This is a genomic window from Actinomyces gaoshouyii (assembly GCF_002072175.1).
GTDB classification, from domain to species: domain Bacteria; phylum Actinomycetota; class Actinomycetes; order Actinomycetales; family Actinomycetaceae; genus Actinomyces; species Actinomyces gaoshouyii.
On record NZ_MVIV01000003.1, the window covers coordinates 48224 to 71756 of the forward strand.

The window sequence follows — 23533 nt, forward strand, 5'->3', positions numbered from 1 at the left end:
ACGCGGGGCCGGACGGGGACAGCGCGTCCCTCCCCTCCCCGAGGAGGGGGCTCACAGGGCGGGCACGATCGAGGGCATGTGATGACCGCGGAGACTCTTCTGGACAACAGCACCGAGGCGGCGGCGCCCGGACGCCATCGCCGCTGGCCTCTGTGGGCCGGGCTGGGACTGCTGCTCGTGGCCGGCGCGGGCACGGGCGCTTACGCCTACGCGAGCCATTACGCGGACCGCGCCGTCCCTGGAACCGCGATCGGGGGGACCGACGTGTCGGGCATGACGCGCGATGAGATCTCCTCGATGATCGCCTCGAAGTCGGAGTCGGCCACGGTCGCGGTGTCCGGGGACGTGACCGCCACCGCGACGCTGGCGGACCTCGGCATCACCGTGGATCCAGGCGCAACGGCCGACGCTGCCCTGGCGCGGGGCGCCAGCGCCGGGGATCGCCTGGCCTCACTGTTCTCCTCCGAGGACATCCCCGTGGTCATAACCACTGACGCCTCCGTCACCGACGCCTACGCCTCCTCGCTCATCCCCACCGACAAGGTCCGCGCGCGCAATGCCGAGGTCTCGCTCAACGCGAAGGGGACCTCCTTCACGGTGACACCGGCCGTGTCGGGGACGAGCATCGATCCCGCCCCGCTGGCCCGGGCCGGCGCCGAGGCCGCCTCGACCCTGACCCCCACCAGCGCCTCCGTGTCGATGACCACCCAGCCGCCCGCGGTCTCGGACGCGGACGCCCAGGCCGTGGCCGATACGGCGAACAGCTGGATCAGCCAGGACGTGACGATCTCCAACGCCTCCGGCAAAACCTCCTACAGCCCCGACGCCTCCACCAAGGCCTCCTGGATCACCGTCTCCACGAGCAATGACGCCGCGCCGACGTTGTCGATCGACTCCGCTGAGGTCTCCTCCTGGGTGGCCGATCAGGCCAGTGAGGAGAACATCGACGAGGTCCAGGGCACGAGGAACGTCAACTCCAAGGGCGAGGTCGTGGCGACCCCCGTCGAGGCGATCAAGAGCCGGACGGTCAAGAACGCCGACGCCCTGTCCGCCTCGATCGCCGAGGCCCTGGGCAAGGGCACCGGCTACTCCGGGGCCTTCGAGATGGAGGTCGGCGAGGAGAAGTGGACGCAGCGGGCCATCGCCGACGGCGCCGAGAGCCTCATCTACCAGGCCGCCCCCGGTGAGAAATGGGTGGACGTCAACCTCTCCGCCAAGACGGTGACCTCCTACGAGGGGGCGACCGTCGTGCGCGGGCCCGTCTCGATCGTCGATGGCGCCGCGGAGACGCCGACGGTCACCGGCACGTACCGCGTCTACCTCAAGTACGCGACGCAGACGATGCGCGGCCAGAACGCCGATGGCTCCGACTACGTCACTGAGGACGTGCCCTGGGTGAGCTACTTCCACAGCGGGTACGCCTTCCACGGGGCCCCGTGGCGCTCGTCCTTCGGCTACTCGGGCTCGCACGGCTGCCTCAACATGCCCGTTGACGAGGCCCAGTGGATGTACACCTGGGCGGACAACGGCACGACCGTGGTCAGCCACTACTGACGCCACTGATCCGATCCGCCGGCCCCGGATCGTCCTTGACCGTCCTCGCGCGATGGCGGCCCGCCCCGGAAGGGGCGGGCCGCCATCGCGCCCGTGGGAGCCAGCGAGGGCCTCAGCCGAGCTCGGGGAACCAGATGGCGATCTCGCGGGCCGCGGAGGCCTCGCAGTCCGAGCCGTGGACGAGGTTCTCGATGGCGCTCGATCCCCAGTCGCGGGCAAGATCGCCCCGGATGGTGCCGGGCGCGGCCGTCGTCGGATCGGTAGCGCCCATGAGGGAGCGGCAGCCCTCAATGACGCGATGGCCCTCCACCACGGCGGCGACCACCGACCCGGAGGTCATGTACTCCACGAGCCCGGGGTAGAAGGGGCGCTCCACATGCTCGGCGTAGTGGGCGGCGAGGACCTCCTCAGTCGGGACGACGAGCTTGAGGGAGGCCAGGGAATAGCCCTTGGCCTCGATGCGGCGCAGGATCTCGCCGGTGAGGCGGCGGCGCACGCCGTCGGGCTTGACGAGGATGAGGATGCGGCTGGGTGAGGCGGTCATGGGTGTCCTTCGACGTCGGTGACGGGCGGGACCGGTGATCGGATCTCGTCGCACCGGCCGCCGCGGTGGGACGACGATATCGCGCCCGCGGGCTCAGGGGCGGCGGAACAGGGCCCGGGCCTCGGCGGCCAAGATCACCGAGCCCACGATGAGCACGCCCGAGGACGTCATCGGGGCATCACCGCCCTCGGAGAGCGCGACGGCGCGGTCGACGCCGTCGGCGAGCGCCTGCGCCACCTGGACGCGGTCCTCCCCGAAGACCTCGCGGGCGACGGCCCCCAGGTCCTCGACGTCCATGGCCCGGGGCGAGTCGATGGGCACGCAGACGACAGCGTCGCAAGCGGGCTCGAGGACCGATAGGATCCCCTCAACGTCCTTGTCCGCCATGGCGCCCATGACGGCGACGAGATGCGTGAAGCCGAAGGCCTCCTCAACGGCGGGCATGAGGGCTGACACGCCGTGCGGGTTGTGCCCGGCATCGACGATGACGGTCGGGGAGGACCGCAGGACCTCCAGGCGCCCCGGGGATGTCGTCGAGGCGAAGCCCTCCTCCACGAGGGCCGGTGGAAGGGCGCGCCCCCCGAAGAAGGCCTCGACGGCCGCGAGCGCCAGTAGCGCGTTGCGCGCCTGGTACTCGCCATGGAGGGGCACGAAGACGTCCTCGTAGACGGCGGCCGCCGTGGCCAGCGTGACGAGCTGGCCGCCCACGGCCAGTTCTCGCGAGCGCACGCTCAACTCGCCGGCCCCCGGCTCACCCGGGTCCTCCTGGGGATCGAGCTCCCTGCGCCACACGACCCGGTGCTCGGTTGCCGCGGCAGCGATGACCTCCTGCGCCCGGGGATCCTGGAGCGAGGTGATGAGGGTGGCCCCGTCCTTGATGATGCCGGCCTTGTTCTCGGCGACCTCGCGGATCGTGCTGCCGAGCCAGGCGGCGTGGTCGAGGCCGATGGGGGTGATGATCTCGATATCGGAGTCCACAATATTCGTGCAGTCCCATGTACCGCCCATACCGACCTCGATAACGGCGGCGTCCACGGGGTGATCGGCGAAGACCGCCAGCGCCATGACGGTGAGAACCTCGAAGAAGCTCATCCTCGGGCCGCCCCCGGCCGTGGAGCGCTCATCGACCATCGCGATGTAGGGGGCGACGTCCTCCCATGCGGCAATGAAGCCCTCCTCGCTGATCGGCTCGCCGTCCAGGCTGATGCGCTCGCGGATCGTGGCCAGGTGCGGACTGGTGAATCTGCCGGTGCGCAGGCCCGCGGCCGCCAGCAGCCGCTCGGTCATGCGGGCTGTCGAGGTCTTGCCGTTGGTGCCGGTGATGTGGATGACCCGGTAGGCGCGCTCGGGGTGGCCCAGGATGTCCATCACCGCCTCAATGCGCTCCAGGGAGGGTTGGACGCGGTGCTCGGGGGCGCGGGAGAGGATCTCGGCCTCGACCTGCCGCATGCGCTCGCCCACCTCGACGCCGCGGGCGGCCGCCAGCAGGGCCCGGCGGTGGGCGTCCCCCTCGCCGGGATCGCCGTCCCTCGCCGCGTCAGCCTTCTGCCCTCCGTCGGGATCGCCATCGGCGTCCGGCAGGACCGGCTCCCAGGACTCCCAGTCATCGGAGCCGTCGGCGTCGACCTCGGCCAGGAGCGCGTCGAGCTCGTCCGGGTCGCCCGAGGCCAGCATGTTGTGCGCGACGAGCTCGCGCAAGGCCGCCAGGTCCTCGGCCTCGGCCGCCGATCGCGCCTCATCCCGCTCACCGGCGGCCCGGCGGGCCTCGGCGAGGTTGCGGCCCGGCGCGGAGGGATCCTGCCCCCCGCCCGCCGCGGAGGCGTCGGCGGCCTCGAGGTAGGGCAGGAGCCCGGGGTCGATCCCCTCCCCGCCGTCCCGGGCCCCGGTGCTTGCGCCCCCGGTGCCGAAGACGGCGTCGACGACCTCCTCGGCGGTGGCGCGGGCGGGAATACCGAAGGCCGCGCCCGGGTGGGAGCCCTTGGCGCCGTTCTCGGCCCGACCGGTCGGCTCGCCCTCAGCGCTCGCCGCGCCGCCGGATCCCTGGTGGTGGGTCATCAGTCCTCCTCATCGCCCGCGGGCCCGCACCGTGCCCGCGAGAGACAACTGTACTGGCCCGGATGCCCCCTCAGCGCCGGCCCATTCCCATGTAGGAGAAGCCCGCGCCCTTCCACGCCCCCGCGTCCAGGGAGTTGCGGCCATCGATGACGTTGGTGCGGCGCATGAGGGAGGCCGCCCGCACGGGATCGATGGAGGTGAACTGGCGCCACTCGGTGGTCAGGACGGCCAGATCGGCTCCTCGCAGGGCCTCATCGGCGGTCTCGCAGACCTCCAGGCCCTCGCGGCCCTGCTCGGCGAGGATGGCGCCGGCCTGGGGATCGGTGATGGCCACGCGCGCGCCGGCGGCGGCGAGCAGACCCGCGATCTCGAGAGCAGGCGAGTCGCGCATATCGTCGCTGTCCGGCTTGAAGGCGGCTCCCAGGATCGCCACGCGGGCGCCGTCGAGCCCATCATCGAGCATCTGGCGGGCCTTGTCGAGGACGACGGAACGCGCCCGCAAGTTGACCCGGTCCGCCTCGGCGAGGATGTCGAGAGCCTCGCCCGTGCCGAGCTCGGCCGCGCGCGCCTGGAAGGCGCGGATGTCCTTGGGCAGGCATCCCCCGCCGAAGCCGATGCCGGCGCGCAGGAATCGGTGGCCGATGCGCGCATCCAGGCCGATGGCCTCGGCCAGGGAGGTGACATCGGCGCCGGCGGCGTCGCAGACCTGGGCGACGGCGTTGATGAAGGAGATCTTGAGGGCCAGGAAGGAGTTGGCGCTGACTTTCACCAGCTCGGCCGTTGCGTAATCCATGGTCAGGCGCTTGACGCCGGTGGCGAGGATGGGCGCGTAGACCTCGTCGAGGACGGCGGTGGCCGCCTCGGCCCGGAAGGTGTCGGCGGGCAGGCCGTAGACCATGCGATCGGGCTCCAGGGTGTCCTTGACCGCGAAGCCCTCGCGCAGGAACTCGGGGTTCCACACCAGGGTGGTGCCCGCGGCGTCGAAGCGCTCGGCCAGGCGCGCGGCCGTGCCCACGGGGACGGTCGACTTGCCGACGACGATCTCCTCGCCCTCGACGCACCTGCCCAGGTGGGGCTCGAGGGCGTCGACGGCGCTGTCCACATACGTCATATCCGCCGCGCCGGAGGGTGTCTGGGGGGTCCCGACGCCGATGAAGTGGACCTGGGAACCCTCGGCGGCGGAGATGTCCGCGGTGAAGCGGAGGCGCCCGGAGGCGACGTTGCGCGAGAGGACCTCCTCGAAGCCCGGCTCGAAGAACGGCGCCCTCCCGGCCGCGAGGGCGCTGATCCGGTGCTCGTCGACGTCGATCCCCACGACGTCGTGCCCGATCTCGGCCATTGACGCCGCGTGGACGGCGCCGAGGTAGCCGCATCCGATCATCGAGATGCGCATGGGTGCTCCTCTCCTCCCGGCCCTCGCGGGGCCGGATCATCAGGGTCGTTCAGTGGTGCCCCGCGCGCCTGGGAGAGCGCGTCGATGGCGATAAGGCATCGGGATGAGGGGAGAGCGGTGGGCGCGGACGATGGGTGGCCCCGGCAGGGCCCACCCGGGCCGGAGGTAGTCAGGCCGAGCCGTCCAGGAGGAGGACGGCCTTGACGGTGCGCAGCAGGATCCACAGGTCGAGCCCGGGGGTCCAGTTGTCCACGTAGAACAGGTCAAGGCGGATGGCCTCCTCCCAGGTGAGGGAGGAACGGCCGCTGACCTGCCACAGCCCGGTGATCCCGGGCTTGGAGAGCAGGCGCCGGGCGGCCTCATCGTCGTAGAGCGCGACCTCCTTTGCCACCTGGGGGCGCGGACCCACCAGGCTCATCGAGCCCGCCAGGACGTTGAAGAGCTGGGGCAGCTCGTCGATGGAGGTGCGCCGCAGGAAGGCGCCCACGCGGGTGATGCGCGGGTCGTTGTCGACCTTGAACAGGGGGCTGTCCGTGCGGTTCTGCTCGCGCAGGAGCCCAGCGAGCTCGGCGTCGGCGTTGATCCGCATGGAGCGGAACTTCCAGATCTGGAAGGGCTTGCCGTCCAGGCCGATGCGGGTCTGGCGGAAGAGGATCGGGCCGCGGTCCTGCATCCAGATCAGCGGCGGAACGATGAGCCACACGGGCAGTAGCAGGACGATGAGCAGCGAGGAGGCGATGATGTCCGTGGCGCGCTTGACCAGCGAGTGCGCCACATCGGCGCGGGGCTGCTGGATCTCGATGGCGGACAGGCCCCTGGCCGAGCGCATCCACAGCCGCGAGCTGGCGATCTGCAGGAGCGGGGGCAGCATGATGAGGCGTCCCTCGGCGCCGAGGGATTGACTCAGTCGGCGGATCATGGCGGAGGTGAGCCCGGAGTCCTCCGCGACGACGACGGCGATGCCATCGGAGCTCTCCACGGTGTCCTGCAGGCTTCCCACTCCCCCGATGATGGGCACGGGGAGGTCGGGGCGCTCCCCGAGGGGGCCCTCATCGGAGATGAAGGCGCCTCGGATCTGCAGTCCGAGGCCAGGCTGCCGGGCGAGCTCGGCGATCGCCGAGGCCACGGCGCCAGTCGATCCGACGACGTAGGCGGGCTGCGCGAGCCTCCCCGCGGCGGAGAGGCGGATGAGACGGCGCCGGGCGGCCCAGTGCCAGGCCAGGAGGGCCACGATCGAGATCGCGAGCGCGGCCACGAGGTAGGAGGTGGGCAGCCGCACCCCCACCATGTAGCCCAGGATCGAGAACCCCGCGAACTCCAGGACGGTGGCCCACACGACCCGCTTGTACTCGGTGGCTCCGTGCCCCAGGACCCTGTCGCGGTACACATCGGCCTTGGTCAGCAGCATCCCCCAGGTCACGGCGACCGCCGCGATGAGCAGGGCGCGCATCACGAGGGCGGGGACGACTCCGGTGCCGATGTCCTCGCGGCCGGTGACATGGCACAGCCTCTCCACGCATACGACGACGAGCAGGATGATCACGAGATCTCCGGCCCGCAGGCCCCGGCGGAAGAAGGTCCTCCTCCTCCAGGCCTCGGACGCCGTCGGGACGGCGCTGAAGGAGGACGACTGGATCATGATTCCGCCGATCGGTCGGCCAGGAGCCCCGCGGTGCCGTTGTCGCGGACCGGGATCGCGGGCGCGGGGGCCCCGGCGCCGATCTCCCCGCGGGCGGCGCCGGATCGGCTCGCGCCACCGGGCATGAGCGCACCCGCGCGGCCGCCGTCGAGAAGCCCCCGCTTGTTGACGGCGTTGAGGACGACGCCGAGGATCCTCCCGCCGCCCTGCTCGAGAGCCTGCGCGGCCTGGCGCAACTGGGTGGTGGTGGTGGTGCCGGTGGAGACCACGAGCAGGGCGCCGTCGGCCTGGGCGGCCAGCACGGCAGCATCGGTGGCCTGCGAGGTCGGCGGGGAGTCGATGAGGACGATGGCCTCGGCGGACAGGCTCTCCAGCAGTTCGGTCATCCGCGAGGAGCCCAGGAGCTCGGAGGGGTTGCCCGGCAGCGCCCCGGCGGGGATGACGGACAGGCCCGGCATGGAGGTGCGCACGAGGACGTCGTCGGAGGAGGCGGTGCCGGCGAGCACCTGGGCCAGGCCGGCGCGACGGCCGTCCACCCCCAGGACGGAGGCCAGGGACGGGGCGCGCAGGTCCCCCTCGATGAGGACGACGCGGTGCCCGGACATCGCCAGGACCCGGGCCAGGCCCACCGTGATGGTGGTGCGCCCCTCGCCCCGGACGGCCGATGAGATGACGGCACTGCGTCCGGCGGTCGCCGTGGCGCGGATGAAGTTGGTGCGCAGCTTGCGCAGCTCCTCCTCGATGGCCGGGTCGGAGGCGTCCGCACCGTTCCGGATGAGATCGGAGTGCGGCAGAACCCCCAGGACCGGCGACTCGAAGACGGCCAGGACCTCTCCGGCGCCGCGCACCCGCTTGTTGAGCACCTCGACCACGAGAATGCCCAGGTACGCCAGGACGAGCCCGCCGAGGACCCCGGCGCCCATGAGTATCGTGATCGACGGTGATCGGGGGGCGGCTCGCAGCTCGGCGGAGGTCATGAGCTCGACCCCGACGGGGATGTCGTCGCCGTTGAGGGCGGCGAACTCCGCGTTGGACTGCCGGACGGTCTCATCGGCGATCCTGCGGGCCTGCTCGGGCGAGTCGGCGGTGGCCTCGACAACGACCGTGTCCGCGCCCGTGACGTGCTTGGCCTTGATGGAGCCGGCCAGGGCGGTGGGCGTCGTGCCCGCGAGTCCGAGGGAATCGATCACCCCCTGGGCCACGGTCTCGGAGGTGATGACCGGCAGGAGGGACTTGGCCTTGCGCTCGGCCAGCTGGGAGGCGACGAGCTGGTAGCTCGTCGGGTTGTCCTGAGCGGCGGCGATCGAGGCGTCCACCTTGACGTAGGCGATGGAGGCGGCGGTGTACGACCTGGGGCCGAGCAGGGCCGCGCCGGCCGCGAGGAGAGCTCCCACGAGGACACCGATGGCGAGGACGCGCCAGGAGCGCCTGGCGAGCAGGAGGAGGTCTTCGAGAGTCATCAGCGGGCCTCCTCCCCCGTGAGGCGGCCGGGTGCGCCGGTCCAGTCCGGTGCCATGCCGTGGGGCGGGGCCGCGCCGGGCCATCCTGTTGCGTCACACATGTGGAGCCTTCCTGCTCGGGGATCACTTCGGTCGTTGTCGGTCATGTCGGTCATGTCACTGGTGCCGGGCATACCGGTTGTCCCGGTCCTGCCGGAGCGGGCCATCACTTCATCGCGTTGATCGCGCGCAGCGAGCCCATGAGGGATCTCCGGTTGAGGGCGAGGACCGCTGCGGTCACGGCGGTGAAGACGACCACCGCGATCACGGGCACGGGGGCGCCGATCGAGAGCAGCGCCCAGCGCGCTCCGGCGCCCGCGGCCGCGGCGGCCAGCGCGCTCAAGACGTAGAGGACGAGGTCGTGGGGGTCGAGGGCCGAGCGCAGGCTCCCCTCGATCTCCTTCAGGCTGAGGCGCAGGAGGACCCAGGTCATCGCCGCGTTGACGACGACCGAGGCCACGGCCGGCCCGATGAAGCCGATGAGGGCGTAGAGCACGGGGCACAGCACCGCGTTGGCGGTGACGGCGACCAGGGAGACCGCCATGAGCGCGCGGGTCCTGCCGGCGGCGGACAGGATGAGCGAGAGGCTGGCGAAGCGCACCATGGCGGTGACGAGGTAGAGGCGGAAGACGGCGAGGCCATCGAGGTAGCGGGCGCCGTAGAGGACCTGCACCACCTCGGGGGCGACCACGAGGCAGGCCACGGCGAAAGTGCCGGTGGTCAGGTAGCCGACGGCCAGGTAGTGCCGGAAGAGCTCGCGGATGCGCTCCTTCTGGTCGGCGCCGATGTAGCGGGTGACGATCGGCACGATGACAGTGAGGAAGGAGGCGGAGATGAGGTCGAGGGGCAGGACCATGGAGGCGTTGGAGTAGACGGCGTAGCGCTCAGTGGGCTCGTTCATGCCGATGACGAGCGCGCCGATCTGCCTCATGAAAGTGGCCGTCAGCACGTATACGCCCATGGGCAGAGCGAGTCCCAGGATCTGGCGGATGCGGCGCCAGCTGGGCAGTGACGGCCACACGGGGTAGCACCAGCGCCGGAAGCTGTCCCAGAACCACAGCAGGGACGCCGCGTCGAGAGCGAGGAGCATCGCGAACAGGATTGCCAGGTCGGAGGTGATGGTGGCCGTGATGAGGACGGCGATGAACTTCAGCGCTGCCAGCACAAGGTTGCGGATCGCGATGACCCGCGCCTGCCCGATCGAGACGATGAGGACCTGGAAGACGCTGGTCATATTCGTGAGCATGGGCCGAGCCATGAGCAGGATGATGAGCGGGGGCAGCAGGGGGTTGGAGAAGTAGTCGCCGATGGCGCCCCGGGCGAGGATCATCGCCAGGGCGGTCACCAGGCCGACGAACGTCTGGATCATGACGATGGTGCGCACGTAGGCGCGTGAGAGACGCCGCTTCCCGCCGCGGTTGAAGAAGTAGTTGACGGCGTCGGCCATCCCCAGGATGGTGGAGTCCGAGCAGATGGTCACCAGTAGGACGCCCTGGGCGTAGGTGCCGTAGTCGGTCAGCGACAGGCTGTGCGACAGGATCATCGTATTGGCCATGGTCGAGCCCAGCGTCACGATCTTGACGCTGGCCAGCAGCAGGGAGTCGACGGCGCTGCCGGTAGGGCGGCGGAACGGGCTCCTTCTCACTGCAGCCTCTTGACGACTCGGGCGGGGTTGCCCGCGACGATCGAGTGGGACGGCACGTCCTTGGTGACGACGGCGTGTGCAGCCACCACCGAGCCGTGCCCGATGGTCACGCCCTTGAGCACCATCGTGTACTCGCCGATCCACACGTTGTCCTCGATGACCACGGGGGCAGATTCGGCCTCGGTCCAGTCCCACAGGGGTCCGCCGTGCTCGCCGCGCGTCATGCGCAGGCGGGCCCCGGGGTCGGTAGGGTGGCTGTTGTGGTCGAAGATATGGGCGTGGGTGGAGATGATGACGTCGGAGCCGATGCTGATCGACTCGACGGCGCCGATGAGGCTGGCCCCCGCTCCCCCGATCCAGCAGTGCGAGCCGATGGCGATGGTTCCCGCGCCGCGCGTCATGAGCGTGGCGTCGAGGAAGACGTGGTCGCCGATGGTCACGGACGGGGCGCGCGTGGAGCCGGCGGAGCAGCGGGCGTAGGAGCCCAGGCGCAGGTCCTCGCCGGTCCGGAGCACCCCGGCCGAGGAGGCGCGGCGGAACTGGGAGGCGACCAGGGATCGGCGCGCGCCGTGGATGACTCGTGAGGGCAGGCTCATCGGTCGGCGCTCCTCTCACGGGGGCTGGTCCCGGCGGCGCGGCTGCCGCCCGTCAGCTCCACGACCCGGCTGGCGAGGAAGGGGATGAGGATGAACAGGGCCATGTTGTAGATGTAGATCTCGCTGACGGCCATCACCGACATCGCCGCGTAGACGGCGGTCAGGGCCGCCCTGGCCCGGGGATCGCAGGCCGATCGGTCTATCCGGGCGCTGGCCGTCCACAGCAGGGCGCCGAAGAGGCCCACGGCGATGAGCCCGCCGTCGTGCATGATCTGGAGGTACTGGTTGTGGGCCTGCCACAGCCCGCCGTCGAGACCGGGGGCGAACCTGCCGAACTCATGGTTGATGCCGTGGCCGAGCAACGGCGATTCAGCGACGATCGGCAGGGCGGCGTCCCAGATGTCGGTGCGGCCCGTCAGCGTGAGCGACTTGCCCAGGGTGCTCTCGATGAGGGAGGCGAACAGCAGGTGGATCCGCACCACCACGACGAGCAGCGTGACGACGAGCCCGCCCACGGTGACGGCCCTCATGGACAGCAGGCCCCGCCCATGGGGCCGCAGGGAGACCATGACGTAGGTGATGGCGGCGATGGCGGTGCCGACGAGCGCCGTCGCCACGTGGAGGAAGGCGATCTGGAGCAGGCCGGTGCCCACGGCGATGACCGAGCGCCAGCCCCAGCGCCTGGGCGAGGTGGAGTCGTAGAGGAAGGCCAGCATCGTGGCCGGGAAGATCGTGTCGGTGACCCTGGTGCGGATGCCCAGGAGGTAGGAGGGCTGGGAGAACTGGGCGCCGGCGGCGGCGTCCTTGGAGATCCCCAGCAGGATCATCGCGGCGTTGACCATGAGGTAGAGCAGGAGGAGGTCCGTCAGGACCCTCAGGAGCCGCCTGCGGGAGTCCTCCTCGCCGCCGACGTGCAGTTCGATGACCATCAGGACGCTCACCTGGGCGATGGAGGCGTAGCCCCAGTTGAGCAGGTCGCCGTCGTGCAACAGGGTGGGCAGCAGGTAGGCGAGGCGGTAGAGGATGAAGAGCGTCAGCGTGGCCGACAGCGCCACCCGGCGGGCGAGGTAGGCCAGGACGAGCCCGAGGAAGACGACGGCCGTGAGGGCCTTGACCAGGGGCGCCAGGGACGCGCTCTCATCGACCAGGCTCGGCTTCATGAGAATTCCGCAGATCATCATGAGTCCGAGGTAGCGCAGCGGGTAGCAGCGCCGGGCGAAGCCGACGAGGGCCTCCTTGAGGGCGCCGGCCGTGCCGGTCGCGGCGCCGTCGCCCCGTCGGGCGCTCAGACGGCCCCGGGGCACGGTCCCCGTACTCATCTCAACGGTAGAGGTCACAGTAGGCCTCCATCATGGCTCGTGCGGAGTGGTCCCTCGCCGTGGCGAGTGCCGCGCGGCTGAGCCGGCTGTAGCGCCCGGGGTCCTCCCAGATGCGCGCGACGGCCGCGGCGATCTCCTGGGCGGCCTGGGGAGCGCGGGGGTTGATGAGAGCGCCATTGAGGCCGTCGGCGACGATGCTGGGCATTCCCCCGACGGCCGTGGCCACGACGGGCAGACCGGCGGCCATGGCCTCGATGACGCTCATGGGCAGGCCCTCGTACTCGGAGGCCAGCGCGAAGATGTCCGCCTCGGCGTAGAAGGGGGCGGGGTTGCGCTGAGGACCCGCGAAGCGGACGCGATCGGCGATGCCGAGGGTTCTCGCGCGCTGTCCAAGATCGGCCACGAGGGGGCCGTCGCCCACGATGGTGAGGCTGGCGTCGCGCCCGGCGCGGACCAGGGCGGCGACGGCGTCGAGGAGGAGGGCGTGGTTCTTCACCGGCGCGAGCCGGGCCACGCACAGCAGGCGCGGGGCGCGCCGCCGGGCACCGGGGCCGGGGGAATCGAGGTCGCGCTCGCAGGCGAAGGCGCCCACGTCCACGCCGTTGCGGACCACGGGAACGCCCTCGGGGGCGAGTCGGTACTCGCGGCAGATCGAGTCGCGGACCTCCTCGCCCAGTGCGACGGGCACGACCCCGTGCCTGAAGGCGTAGCGGTTGAAGCGCCGCAGGACGGGCAGGCGGGTCTCATGGGTGGCCACGGAGTGGACGGTGTGGATGAGGCGGGGGCGGGCCCCGCTCAGGCGCACGGCGGGCAGGACGTAGGCAAGCACCGGCTGGTGGGTGTGGATGACGGTGGGCCGGAATTCGTGGATGAGGCGCCGCAGCCCGGCGGTGGCGCGGGGGTCCGGGCCCTTCCTCTTGCCCAGGGCCTCCACGCGCACGCCCGCATCGCGCAGGGCGTCGGCGATGTCGGTGTCCCCCGAGCCCAGGCAGGCCACGAGCACGGGATGCCCGGAGCGCTTCAGCTCGCGGGCGAGGTTGAGGACCATCATCTCGGCGCCTCCGGTGCCCAGCCCGTGGGTGACGAGCATGATGCGCATGGCGGGCTGCGATCGCGTTGCCGTCGGCGAGCCGTTGGGCTGCGTGCGTGTCATCGGCGCTTGTCCTCGTGATCCGTGGGTGGTTCGGGGGAAGGGGGGCGGGGCCCGCCTCAGGGGCGGGCGGTGAGGGCCTCGGCGATCCGCTCGAAGACGGCGCCGGCGGTGTAGGCCTCGGCGCGCTCGTGAATGGCGCGGCGCATGGCCTCGACCTCCTGGTGCGGCAGGGCGAGGAAGGCCTCGATGGTCGGGCGGAGGTCCTCGGGGCGCTCGAAGTCGTAGCCGAGTCCTGTCACGCCGTCGGTGAGCATCTCGGAGTAGTACGCCCAGCGACTGGCGATAACGGGTAGGCCCGCGCCCATGGCGTCGACGATGGTCCCTGGGATCCCCTCCCCCCAGAACTCGGTGGGGAAGAGCAGCGCGGAGTAGTCCCGGATGGTCTCCACGCCCCGCTCGGGCTTGACGGCGCCCATGTACCGGGTGTGTGGTGCGCTCTCAATGAGGGCGCGGAACTCAGCCTCGTAGTCCTCGTCGATCGGCCCGTAGATGTCGAGCACGGCCTCGGGGCCGCCCGGGCACGCGTCCCCGTTGAGGGAGGCCACGGCTCGCACGGCGTTCTCAATGCCCTTGCCCGGGACCACCCTGCTGAACATGCACAGGCGCGCGGGGCGGGCCTCGGGCGCGTCGAGGCGGGCGGCAGCGGGATCGAAGTCCTTGAAGTTGGGCAGGTAGGCGGCGTTGCGCACGCCGAGCTCAGCCAGGCGGGCCACGAGGGCCCGGCTCTCCACCCAGTTGACCTGGAAGGCGTTGAGGCAGCGCACCAGGCGGCCCGAGGGATCGCGCTCGATATCGTCGGCGAGGCGGCCTCCGATGAGGTTGTGGAAGACGCGCGTGCCGCGCATGGAGGCGGCCAGGGCGAGCACGGGGAAGAAGAAGCGGCGGCCGTTGTCGGACAGGAGCACCACGACGTCGTCGCACACGGCCAGGCAGCGCGCCGCGTCCTTGACCACCCGCAGGGGGTGGTGGCGGTAGTCGAGGGTGTCGACGGTGCGGATGGCGTCGGCGCCGAATCGATGGGCGAGATGGCGGTAGACCACCCGGGTCTTGACGGTCTGGCCGTCGACCATCGTCTCGCCGAGGTCGATCCTGCCCATGACCCCGATGCGGCGGCCCTCGCCGACCTCGTCGGACCGGTGGGCGGCGCGGCCCCGGAGCGCACTGATGCCCGTGACTGCGATGGCAGCGCCTGTGAGGGAGAGCAGCGCTGCCGTCCGTGTTCTCATCAGGAGCTCCTCCGGCGTCGCATCATCGCGTGGGACAACTGCCATGCCAGGCAGTAGGCGGCGTAGGGACGGGGCAGGCGCTCGACATCCCTGTAGAGGCGCCAGGTGCGCTTGACCGCCTTGACCTTGTTGGAGGACAGGGACCCCACGGTCTTCCTGTACTTGGCGAGGCATTCGTCCAGACCGTGGAAGCGGTGGCCGCGCTTCATCACCTGCAGCCAGGTGGCGGCGTCCTGCCCGCGGCGCAGGTCCGGCATGACCAGGAGGGAGCGATCGACGATCGTGGTATCGAAAACCACTGAGAGCGTGCAGGTCATCGTGTTCTTGAGGAACTGCTTGTACGTGAACGAACGGGGCGCGTGGACGTAATTCCGGTGCTCGCCATCCTCCTCGATGGTCTCGTAGGAGGTGACGCAGACCCCGGCCTTGGTCCGCCTCATGAAGGCGATCTGCCGCTCCAGCTTGGCCGGCGCCCACAGGTCGTCGGAGTCGAGGTAGGCGATGTAGCGCCCCCGGGCGGCCTCGAGTCCGCGGTTCCTCGCCTTGGCGACGCCCTGGTTCTCGCCTTGCACGAGAACGGTGATCCGGGAGTCCTGCGCCGCGAAATCGGTGAGGATCGGAACGGTGGAGTCCGTCGAGGCGTCGTCGACGGCGATGACCTCCAGGTCTGCCATGGTCTGGTCCAGAACGCTGCGGATCGTCTCGGCGACATGGTCCTCGGAGTTGAACGAGGGGACGATCACGGACACCAGCGGGGCATCCCCTGCCGCTGAGCCCGCCGGGCGCCCTTCGGGGAGGGCATCCGACCCTGCTATGCGCCGCTCCGCGCCAGTATGAGCATGGATACCGGTGGAGTTCTCCTGGGTCATCGATTTCCTTTGAGTACGAAGACGGGATTTCGACTGACTCAGCTCAGCAGGGTTTGAGGGACTCCCGAATCACCTGTGCCGAGCACAGTGAATCAGCCAGGACGAGCGCCGTATCACCGAGGTGCGCCGAGTCGAACACTTCAATCACGAAACAATCACAACTGAAGTGAACACCCTTGTCAGGCTAGTGAGACCACCCAAAGGTGTCAACAGAATATCGACTTTCGACGGAACTTCGGGAGATAGGTCACTCCGAATGCATGTCGAACGTCATGCCACCTTCGAAGGAGCTCCCAGGGTTTTCTCAGAATTGGCCGCAATCCCCCACGCTCGTTGAATGCTGCGGGGGCGGCCGGCCGCGATCATGCGGTCGGCCGCCCCCGCGGCTCATTATGGCGCGGCCCGGCTCCGGGAAGCGGGCCGCCCTCTCAGTCGTCGCTAGCCCTCGCTCCGGACGACGGCGGCACTGGGCTGACCCACCGAGGCGCTGGCGACGACCGAGGCGTCCGCACAGCCGGTCTCGGCCTTGATGAGGGCGAGGTGCGCCCCCGTCCAGGCGCCCCGGTCCTCGGGGACCGTGAGGGTCAGGCGGATCCGGTCGCCCACGTGGAGACCGGCGGCCTTGCGCTCGTCCTGGACGAGACGGATGAGGTCGCGCGCCCAGCCCTCGGCCTCGAGCTCCTCGTCGAGGGCGGTGTCCAGGACCACGAAGGCGCCGGAGGCCAGGACGGTGGCGCTCAAGGCGTCGTCATCGACCTCGATGCGCTGGGTGAGGGTGAAGGAGCCCTCCTCCGCCTCCAGGACCACGGGCGCGCCGTCGATCGTCACACCGTCGAAGCGCGCGTCGCCGTCCTCAGTGAGGGCCCACTGCCCCGCCTTGACGGCATCAAAGAGCTTGGAGGTGAGCTTGCGGACCTCGGGGGCGAAGGCCCTCGGGTTGAGGGAGAGCTCCTCGCGCAGCTCGTAGCCGGCGTTGGCGGCGTCGAGGACGCGGACCTCCTTGACGTTGACCTCCTCGGCGATGAGATCGGCGAAGGGCGCCAGGCCGCCCGGCTGCGCGGTGGCGATGAGCAGGGAGCGCAGCGGCTGACGCACGCGCAGCTTCTCGGCCTTGCGCAGGCTGAGAGCGGCGGAAACGGCCTCGCGGGCCTCGTCCATGGCGGTCACGAGGGCCGGGTCGGCGACGTGTGCGGGCAGGACGGGCCAGTCGGTCAGGTGGACCGAGCGCCCACCGGTCAGCCCCCGCCAGATCTCCTCGCTCACCAGCGGGGCGAGCGGCGCCATGACCTCCGTCAGGACGCGCAGCACGGTGGCCAGGGTGTCGAAGGCGGGCCTGGCGACGGCGGGATCGTCGTCGGTGAACCGCGAGCGCGAGGTGCGCAGGTACCAGTTGGTGAGCACGTCGAGGAAGTCGCGGATGGTCACCGTGGCGCCGGTGATCTCGTAGGAGCTCATCTGGGCGCCCACGGTGTCGGCCAGGTCGCGCGCCCGGGCCAGGATGTAGCGGTCCATGACGTGCAGGGAGCCCTTGCGGCCGAACAGGGCGGCGTCGGACAGGTCCACGCCGGGGCTGACGTAGCCCTCGCCGTCGTTCATCTGCCCGGCGTACAGGGCGAAGAAGTGCCAGGTGTTCCACAGGGGCAGGAGAACCTGGCGCACGGTGTCGCGGATGGCCTTGTCGGTCACCGCGAGGTTGCCTCCTCGCACGACGGGGCTGGACAGCAGGAACCAGCGCATGGCGTCGGCGCCGTCACGGTCGAAGACCATGGAGACGTCGGGGTAGTTGCGCAGGGACTTGCTCATCTTCGCGCCGTCGTCGCCCAGGAGGATGCCGTGAGAGACGCAGGAGGTGAAGGCGGGGCGGTCGAACAGGGCGGTGGCCAGCACGTGGAGGGTGTAGAACCAGCCACGGGTCTGCCCGATGTACTCCACGATGAAGTCGCCGGGGTTGTGCGACTCGAACCAGTCGACGTTCTCGAAGGGGTAGTGGACCTGGGCGAAGGGCATGGAGCCGGACTCGAACCAGCAGTCCAGGACATCGGGGATGCGGCGCATCATCGACCTGCCCGTGGGGTCGTCCGGGTTGGGGCGCGTCAGGGTGTCGATGAAGGGGCGGTGCAGATCGGTGACCTCGACGCCGAAGTCGGCCTCCAGCTCGGCGAGGGAGCCGTAGACATCGGTGCGCGGGTAGGCGGGGTCGTCCGAGACCCATACGGGGATCGGGGCCCCCCAGTAGCGGTTGCGCGAGATCGACCAGTCGCGGGCCCCGGCGAGCCAGTTGCCGAAGATGCCGTCCTTGATATGGGCGGGAGTCCAGGTGATCTCCCGATTGAGCTCCACCATGCGGTCCCTGATGGCGGTGACCCGCACGAACCAGGAGGAGACCGCCTTGTAGATGAGCGGCTTGCGGCAGCGCCAGCAGTGCGGGTAGCTGTGCACGTAGGAGGCCTGGCGCACGAGGACGGGCCGGGCGGCCTCCTCCCGGCCCTTCAGCGGCCCGGAGCCGTCGCGCAGGTCGACGGTGATCGGCTTGTTGGCGTCGAAGACCTGCAGGCCGGCGTAGTCGGGGACCTCGGAAGTGAACACGCCGCCGTCGTCGACGGGGATGACGGCGCCGATCCCGGCCTCCTGGCACACGAGCATGTCGTCCTCACCGAAGGCCGGGGCGATGTGGACCAGCCCGGTGCCGTCCTCGGTGGTGACGTAGTCGCCGGCGATGATCGTCCAGCCGTTCGGGCCCGGGGCGGCGCCCTCGGCGCGGTGGGCGTCGTCATCGAAGTAGTCGAAGATCGGGTGGTAGCGGCGCCCCACCAGCTCGGAGCCCTTCAGGTGGGCCAGGACGGCGGGCTCGGAGCCCTCGGCGGCCAGCTCCTTGGCGTAGGAGCCCACGAGCGCCTCGGCCAGGATGACGCGGCGGCCGGCCAGGGGGGAGTCGAGCCCCGCGGGCACCTCGACGACGGCGTAGTCGACGTCCGGCCCCACGGCGACGGCGAGGTTGGACGGCAGGGTCCAGGGGGTCGTCGTCCAGATGAGGATGAGCTCGGGGGCGCCGTCGAGGATAGCCTCGGTCAGCGGCATGCCCACGGTGACCGTGTTGTCCTGGCGGTCCTGGTAGACGTCGTCGTCCATCTTGAGCTCGTGGTTGCTCAGGGGCGTGCGGTCGTGCCAGCAGTAGGGCAGCACGCGGTATCCCTGGTAGGCCAGGCCCTTGTCGTAGAGGCTCTTGAAGGCCCACAGGACGCTCTCCATGTAGGTGGGGTCGAGGGTCTTGTAGTCGCCCTCGAAGTCGACCCAGCGCGCCTGGCGGGTGACGTAGTCCTCCCATTCCTTGGTGTAGCGCAGCACGGAGGTGCGGCACTCGGCGTTGAAGGCCTCGATGCCGAGGCCGCCGGGGCGCGTGATCTCGGAGACGTCGTCGATGCCGAGCAGGCGCTGGGCCTCGAGTTCGGCGGGCAGGCCGTGAGTGTCCCAGCCGAAGCGGCGCTCGACGCGGCGGCCCATCTGGGTCTGGAAGCGGCCGACGGCGTCCTTGACGTATCCGGTCAGCAGGTGCCCGTAGTGGGGCAGGCCGTTGGCGAAGGGCGGGCCGTCGTAGAAGACGAACTCGTTGGAGCGCCCACCCGCATCGTGGGCGGGGCGGGCCTCGACGGAGGCGGCGAAGGTGCCGTCCGCCCTCCAGTAGGCCAGGGTCTCCTGCTCCAGGGCGGGGAAGGACGGGGAGGGGTCGACCCGCTCGCCGTCTCGGTGCAGGGGGTAGAAGGCGGCGCCGGTGTGGGCAGCGGTGCTCCGCTGGGTCTGCTCAGCCATGTGCCTCGCGTCTTTCGCTCGTGAACATCCGGGTGGACGGGACTCACGAGGACGACGCCGACGCTCACCGCCCGGGAGTTCCCTGGCCGGCGGGGCCGCACCGCGGTACCACCTCGCTTGCCGCGCCGCGCCTCGCCCGAGGGCTGCGCGCGGTGCGACCGCTTCATCATCAGCTGTGACGGGCTGTCCCGTCCGGGTCTACTGGGCGGACGGGCCCAGGGGCCCGGCGCTGTTCTGCCGGAGGCTCGCCGGTGATGCCCGATCGCCGCGTGGCGGATCGGCCGGGTCGCTGCCTGATAGCGCAGGAGTGTAGCCAGCGGCGCCGGGAGCGGCCAGCGGGGATCGGGCCCGCGCGGCGTCGTCCTCGACACATCCCTCGGTCCGCCCCCGGCCTTCCCGCAGCGGGCGGCGCGGGGGAGGCGCGCCGCCCGTCTCCGCGTCGCCGTGCCCCTGCTGGGGCCCGGTCTCACCATGCAAGCACCCCATCGCATCAGCGCAGACCGGGACTTACACTCCGGCATATGACCACAGCACGCCGCGTCACAACCCGCTGGGCACGCCCCGCGTCGACGCCGCGTGGGCACGGCTGGGTCATGTGTTGTCAGGCCTGACGAGCGCCTGACCGCAGCGGTTGATACCGCGATCATCGGATTCCGGCGCGATGAGGCGTCCGGAGCCGAGCACAACTCCCCCCAGCGGCAGACCGCCCGCACGGGAGCGGCACCGCGGGGAGCCTCTTGATCCGACTCCCCTTCAGACGCCCGGCGCCGCCCACCTGGAGGAGACATGAGCACCACGACGAGCAGCGCGGCGGGCCCCGCGGGGGGCCGCGACCTGCGGCCCCCGCGCTCGGGGCGGTCCAACGGCCAGTGGCTGGTGGACGGCCGCGCGCCCCTGAACCCCAATGAGGCCTTCAAGCAGGACGGGGACCCGCTCGGCGCGCGCCAGCGCATCATCGACGCCTACGCGTCCGCCGGCTACGACGCGATCCCCGACGACGACCTCCACAACCGCTTCCGCTGGTGGGCGCTCTACACGCAGCGCAAGCAGGGGATCGACGGCGGCCGGACCGCCCAGTTGAGCGCCTCCGAGCTCTCCGACCGCTACTTCATGCAGCGCATCCGCATGGACGGCGCGTCGCTGTCGGTGGAGCAGATGCGCGTCATCGGCGCCATCTCGAACGAATTCGCCCGCGGCACTCTCGACATCACCGACAGGCAGAACCTCCAGCTCCACTGGATCCGGATCGAGGACGTGCCCGAGATGTGGCGCCGTCTGGAGGAGGTGGGACTGACCACGATCGAGGCCTGCGGGGACACGCCCCGCGGCTTCCTCGTCTCCCCCGTGGCCGGGATCGACCCCGAGGAGATCATCGACCCCTCCGAGGCGGCGCGCCACCTGCACGACACCTGCCTGGGCGACCCCGAGATCGTGAACCTGCCGCGCAAGTTCAAGACCGCGTTCACCGGCTCACCGAGCCTGGACGTGCTCCACGAGATCAACGACATCTCCTTCGTCGGCGTCGAGCACCCCGAGCTCGGCCCCGGGTACGACCTGTGGATCGCGGGCGCCCTGTCCACCGCGCCCTTCCTCGGCAAGCGCCTGGGCGCATTCGTGCGGCCCGAGCAGGTGCCCGAGGTGTGGTGGGGGGTCATCCGCATCTTCCGCGACTACGGCTACCGGCGCCTGCGCAACAAGGCGCGGTTGAAGTTCCTCATGGCGCAGTGGGGGCCGGAGCGGTTCCGGGAGGTCCTGGAGGCCGATTATCTCGGTTACGCCCTGGCCGATGGCCCGGCCCCGGGACCGCCGCGCGGCTGCCGGGACCACCTCGGGACGCACCGCCAGGCCGATGGGCGCTACTGGATCGGCGCCAAGCCCCCGGTGGGCCGCCTGTCAGGGGACGTCATGCTGGGCCTGGCCGACCTCGCCGAGCGCGTGGGCTCCGACCGCGCGCGCACCACTCCCCTGCAGAACATCCTCCTGCTCGATGTTCCCGCCGAGCGCGTCGAGGAGGCGCGCGAGGGCCTGGTGGCTCTCGGCATCGACCCCGATCCCGGTACCTTCACTCGCGGGATGCTGGCCTGCACCGGCATCGAGTTCTGCAAATTCGCGATCGTGGAGACCAAGGCCCTCGCCGCGCGCGTGGCCGCCGAGCTCGATGAGCGCCTGGCCGACGCCGACCTCGAGCGCCCCCTGACCGTGCACATCAACGGCTGCCCGAACTCCTGCGCGCGCATCCAGACGGCGGATATCGGCCTCAAGGGCCAGATCATCACCGTCGACGGCGAACGGGCTCCGGGCTTCCAGGTCCACCTGGGCGGAGGGTTGGCCGCCCCCGGCCATGAGGAGGCCGAGCTGGGGCGCACTGTCCGCAGCCTCAAGGTCGCCGCTGATGGTCTGCCCGACTACATCGAGAGGGTGGTGCGGGCCTACCTGGCCGACCGCTACCCCGAGGAGAGCTTCGCCCAATGGGCGCAGCGCGCGGATGAGGAGAGACTCGCATGACCACCGCGACGACCGGCACGACCAGCGCCGCCGGCGCCCCCGTGGGCCGCTTCGGCCACCTGAGCGCCCGGGGCGCCAATGCCCCCCGCTCGCCCCGCCGCCCCAGGCGCGGCGAGGACGAGCTGCGCGCCCTGGCGGCCGCGGGCGCCGCCGAGCTGGGCGACGACGCCCCCGCCGAGGAGGTCGTCGCCTGGGCCGCGAGGGCGTTCCCCGACAGCCTCGCCGTCGCCTGCTCGATGGCCGACGCCGTGCTGCCGCATGTCATCGCCGCGCGGATCCCCAGCGTCGACGTGCTCTTCCTCGAGACGGGCTACCACTTCGCCGAAACGGAGGGGACCCGCGACGCCGTCGCCGAGACCATGGACGTCACCGTCATCGATGTCCTGCCCGAGCTGACGGTCGCCGAGCAGGATGAGCGCTACGGGCAGGCCCTCCACTCCCGGGATCCCTCGCGCTGTTGCGCCCTGCGCAAGGTGGCGCCGCTGGCCAGGGCCCTGTCCGGCTACGAGGCCTGGGCCACCGGCCTGCGCCGCGAGGACGCCGTCACCCGCACCTCCACCCCGCTCGTGGGCTTCGACGAGGCGCACCGGATCGTCAAGATCAATCCGCTGGCCGCCTGGAGCTTCGACGAGCTTCTCGCCTATGCCTCCGAGCACGGCGTCGTCGTCAACCCGCTGCTGGCCGACGGTTACCCCTCGATCGGCTGCGAGCCCTGCACGGCGCGCGTCGCCCCGGGAGAAGACCCACGTTCCGGCCGCTGGGCCGGATTCACCAAGACCGAATGCGGGATCCACCTATGAGCACCACCTCGGCCACCGCTGCCCGCCCCGCGCTCGACGAGCTCGACGCGCTGGAGGCCGAGGCGATCCTCATCATCCGCGAGACGGTCGCCGAGTGCGCCCGCCCCGTCCTGCTGTTCAGCGGCGGCAAGGACTCGGTGGTGATGCTCCACCTGGCGCGCAAGGCCTTCTGGCCGGGGCCCGTGCCCTTCCCGCTGCTCCACGTCGATACCGGGCACAACTTCCCCGAGGTCCTGGCCTACCGCGACGCCACCGCCGAGGCCGCCGGCATGCGGCTCGTCGTCGTATCCGTCCAGGACTACATCGACGACGGCCGGCTGCGCGAGCGCCCCGACGGCACCCGCAACCCGTTGCAGACCCGCCCACTGCTCGACGCGATCGCCGCGGACGGCTTCGACGGCGTCTTCGGCGGGGGCCGGCGCGACGAGGAGAAGGCTCGGGCCAAGGAGCGCGTCTTCTCCCTGCGCGATGAGTTCGGGCAGTGGGATCCGCGCAATCAGCGCCCCGAGCTGTGGACGCTGTTCAACCCCCGGCACGCCCCGGGCGAGCACGTGCGGGTCTTCCCCCTGTCCAACTGGACCGAGCTGGACGTGTGGCGCTACATCGAGCGCGAGGACATCGCCCTGCCGAGCCTGTACTACGCCCACGAGCGCGAGGTCTTCCGCCGCGACGGCATGTGGCTCGCCGTCACCCCGGTGACCCGGCCCCGCCCGGGTGAGGAGACCGAGAGGCGCACCGTGCGCTACCGCACCGTCGGGGACATGTCCTGCACCGGCGCCGTGCTCTCGGGCGCCGCCACCAACCACGAGATCGCCATCGAGGTGGCCGCCTCCGCACTCACCGAGCGCGACGCGCGCCGACGACCGCCTGACGGAGGCGGCGATGGAGGACCGCAAGAAGGAGGGCTACTTCTGAGCCGCCCCGGCCCT

At 70.9% G+C, this 23533-nt stretch carries 15 protein-coding genes and 1 pseudogene; 4 read left to right on the forward strand and 12 right to left on the reverse strand.

What is annotated here, in order from left to right; genetic code table 11:
• Positions 1-81 precede the first annotated feature (81 nt).
• On the forward strand, positions 82-1554 hold the full coding sequence (locus B1H50_RS03610; protein WP_080462429.1) for a L,D-transpeptidase family protein: 1473 nt from the start codon (positions 82-84) through the stop codon (positions 1552-1554).
• Between the two features lie 112 nt (positions 1555-1666).
• On the opposite strand, the gene ndk is transcribed toward B1H50_RS03610, so the two are convergent.
• From ndk to ileS, 12 genes are all read right to left on the reverse strand, one after another.
• Positions 1667-2098: a nucleoside-diphosphate kinase gene (gene ndk, locus B1H50_RS03615; protein WP_080462430.1), complete on the reverse strand. Its 432-nt coding sequence runs from the start codon at positions 2096-2098 to the stop codon at positions 1667-1669.
• Between the two features lie 93 nt (positions 2099-2191).
• Positions 2192-4153 (reverse strand): bifunctional folylpolyglutamate synthase/dihydrofolate synthase, encoded by a 1962-nt coding sequence (locus B1H50_RS03620; RefSeq protein WP_080462431.1) that lies wholly within the window; start codon positions 4151-4153, stop codon positions 2192-2194.
• 70 nt (positions 4154-4223) lie between these two features.
• Positions 4224-5546, reverse strand: a complete 1323-nt coding sequence (locus B1H50_RS03625) for a UDP-glucose dehydrogenase family protein (protein WP_080462432.1) — start codon at positions 5544-5546, stop codon at positions 4224-4226.
• A 169-nt stretch (positions 5547-5715) separates the two neighbouring features.
• A complete protein-coding gene (locus B1H50_RS03630) occupies positions 5716-7185 on the reverse strand; it encodes a sugar transferase (protein WP_080462433.1) in 1470 nt (489 codons plus the stop codon).
• Complete coding sequence (locus B1H50_RS03635; RefSeq protein WP_080462434.1) at positions 7182-8645, reverse strand: tyrosine-protein kinase domain-containing protein; 1464 nt, start codon at positions 8643-8645, stop codon at positions 7182-7184. Before B1H50_RS03635 ends, B1H50_RS03630 begins: the two co-directional genes overlap by 4 nt.
• Before the next feature lie 205 nt (positions 8646-8850).
• Positions 8851-10329, reverse strand: coding sequence for a lipopolysaccharide biosynthesis protein (locus tag B1H50_RS03640; protein ID WP_080462435.1), 1479 nt, complete (start codon positions 10327-10329; stop codon positions 8851-8853).
• Positions 10326-10925, reverse strand: a complete 600-nt coding sequence (locus tag B1H50_RS03645) for an acyltransferase (protein ID WP_080462436.1) — start codon at positions 10923-10925, stop codon at positions 10326-10328. The genes B1H50_RS03640 and B1H50_RS03645 overlap by 4 nt, the downstream gene beginning before the upstream one ends.
• Entirely contained in the window at positions 10922-12262 is a 1341-nt protein-coding gene (locus tag B1H50_RS03650; RefSeq protein WP_143231756.1) for an O-antigen ligase family protein, read from the reverse strand. The genes B1H50_RS03645 and B1H50_RS03650 overlap by 4 nt, the downstream gene beginning before the upstream one ends.
• Positions 12246-13397 carry a glycosyltransferase gene (locus B1H50_RS03655; protein WP_080462438.1) on the reverse strand — a complete coding sequence of 384 codons (1152 nt, stop codon included), beginning with the start codon at positions 13395-13397 and terminating at the stop codon, positions 12246-12248. Before B1H50_RS03655 ends, B1H50_RS03650 begins: the two co-directional genes overlap by 17 nt.
• A 56-nt stretch (positions 13398-13453) precedes the next feature.
• Complete coding sequence (locus B1H50_RS03660; protein ID WP_080462439.1) at positions 13454-14623, reverse strand: glycosyltransferase family 4 protein; 1170 nt, start codon at positions 14621-14623, stop codon at positions 13454-13456.
• Positions 14623-15372 carry a glycosyltransferase family 2 protein gene (locus tag B1H50_RS03665; protein ID WP_233129474.1) on the reverse strand — a complete coding sequence of 250 codons (750 nt, stop codon included), beginning with the start codon at positions 15370-15372 and terminating at the stop codon, positions 14623-14625. Before B1H50_RS03665 ends, B1H50_RS03660 begins: the two co-directional genes overlap by 1 nt.
• A gap of 558 nt (positions 15373-15930) precedes the next feature.
• Positions 15931-19299 (reverse strand): isoleucine--tRNA ligase, encoded by a 3369-nt coding sequence (gene ileS / locus B1H50_RS03670; protein ID WP_080462441.1) that lies wholly within the window; start codon positions 19297-19299, stop codon positions 15931-15933.
• A gap of 786 nt (positions 19300-20085) precedes the next feature.
• Here ileS and B1H50_RS03675 point away from each other — a divergent pair.
• The 3 genes and pseudogenes from B1H50_RS03675 (at position 20086) to cysD (ending at position 23519) form a co-directional block, all read left to right on the forward strand.
• Positions 20086-21804 (forward strand): nitrite/sulfite reductase, encoded by a 1719-nt coding sequence (locus B1H50_RS03675; protein WP_080462442.1) that lies wholly within the window; start codon positions 20086-20088, stop codon positions 21802-21804.
• Complete coding sequence (locus tag B1H50_RS03680) at positions 21801-22604, forward strand: phosphoadenylyl-sulfate reductase (protein ID WP_080462443.1); 804 nt, start codon at positions 21801-21803, stop codon at positions 22602-22604. The genes B1H50_RS03675 and B1H50_RS03680 overlap by 4 nt, the downstream gene beginning before the upstream one ends.
• Positions 22586-23519 (forward strand): annotated as a pseudogene (gene cysD, locus B1H50_RS03685) (sulfate adenylyltransferase subunit CysD). The gene B1H50_RS03680 and the pseudogene cysD overlap by 19 nt, the downstream one beginning before the upstream one ends.
• The last annotated feature ends 14 nt before the right edge of the window (positions 23520-23533 follow it).

Bases quoted from the DNA above. Each gene is read 5' to 3' on its own strand.
- B1H50_RS03610 (WP_080462429.1), top strand. From the start codon at position 82: ATGACCGCGGAGACTCTTCTGGACAACAGCACCGAGGCGGCGGCGCCC.
- ndk (WP_080462430.1), bottom strand. From the start codon at position 2,098: ATGACCGCCTCACCCAGCCGCATCCTCATCCTCGTCAAGCCCGACGGC.
- B1H50_RS03620 (WP_080462431.1), bottom strand. From the start codon at position 4,153: ATGACCCACCACCAGGGATCCGGCGGCGCGGCGAGCGCTGAGGGCGAG.
- B1H50_RS03625 (WP_080462432.1), bottom strand. From the start codon at position 5,546: ATGCGCATCTCGATGATCGGATGCGGCTACCTCGGCGCCGTCCACGCG.
- B1H50_RS03630 (WP_080462433.1), bottom strand. From the start codon at position 7,185: ATGATCCAGTCGTCCTCCTTCAGCGCCGTCCCGACGGCGTCCGAGGCC.
- B1H50_RS03635 (WP_080462434.1), bottom strand. From the start codon at position 8,645: ATGACTCTCGAAGACCTCCTCCTGCTCGCCAGGCGCTCCTGGCGCGTC.
- B1H50_RS03645 (WP_080462436.1), bottom strand. From the start codon at position 10,925: ATGAGCCTGCCCTCACGAGTCATCCACGGCGCGCGCCGATCCCTGGTC.
- B1H50_RS03655 (WP_080462438.1), bottom strand. From the start codon at position 13,397: ATGACACGCACGCAGCCCAACGGCTCGCCGACGGCAACGCGATCGCAG.
- B1H50_RS03660 (WP_080462439.1), bottom strand. From the start codon at position 14,623: ATGAGAACACGGACGGCAGCGCTGCTCTCCCTCACAGGCGCTGCCATC.
- ileS (WP_080462441.1), bottom strand. From the start codon at position 19,299: ATGGCTGAGCAGACCCAGCGGAGCACCGCTGCCCACACCGGCGCCGCC.
- B1H50_RS03675 (WP_080462442.1), top strand. From the start codon at position 20,086: ATGAGCACCACGACGAGCAGCGCGGCGGGCCCCGCGGGGGGCCGCGAC.
- B1H50_RS03680 (WP_080462443.1), top strand. From the start codon at position 21,801: ATGACCACCGCGACGACCGGCACGACCAGCGCCGCCGGCGCCCCCGTG.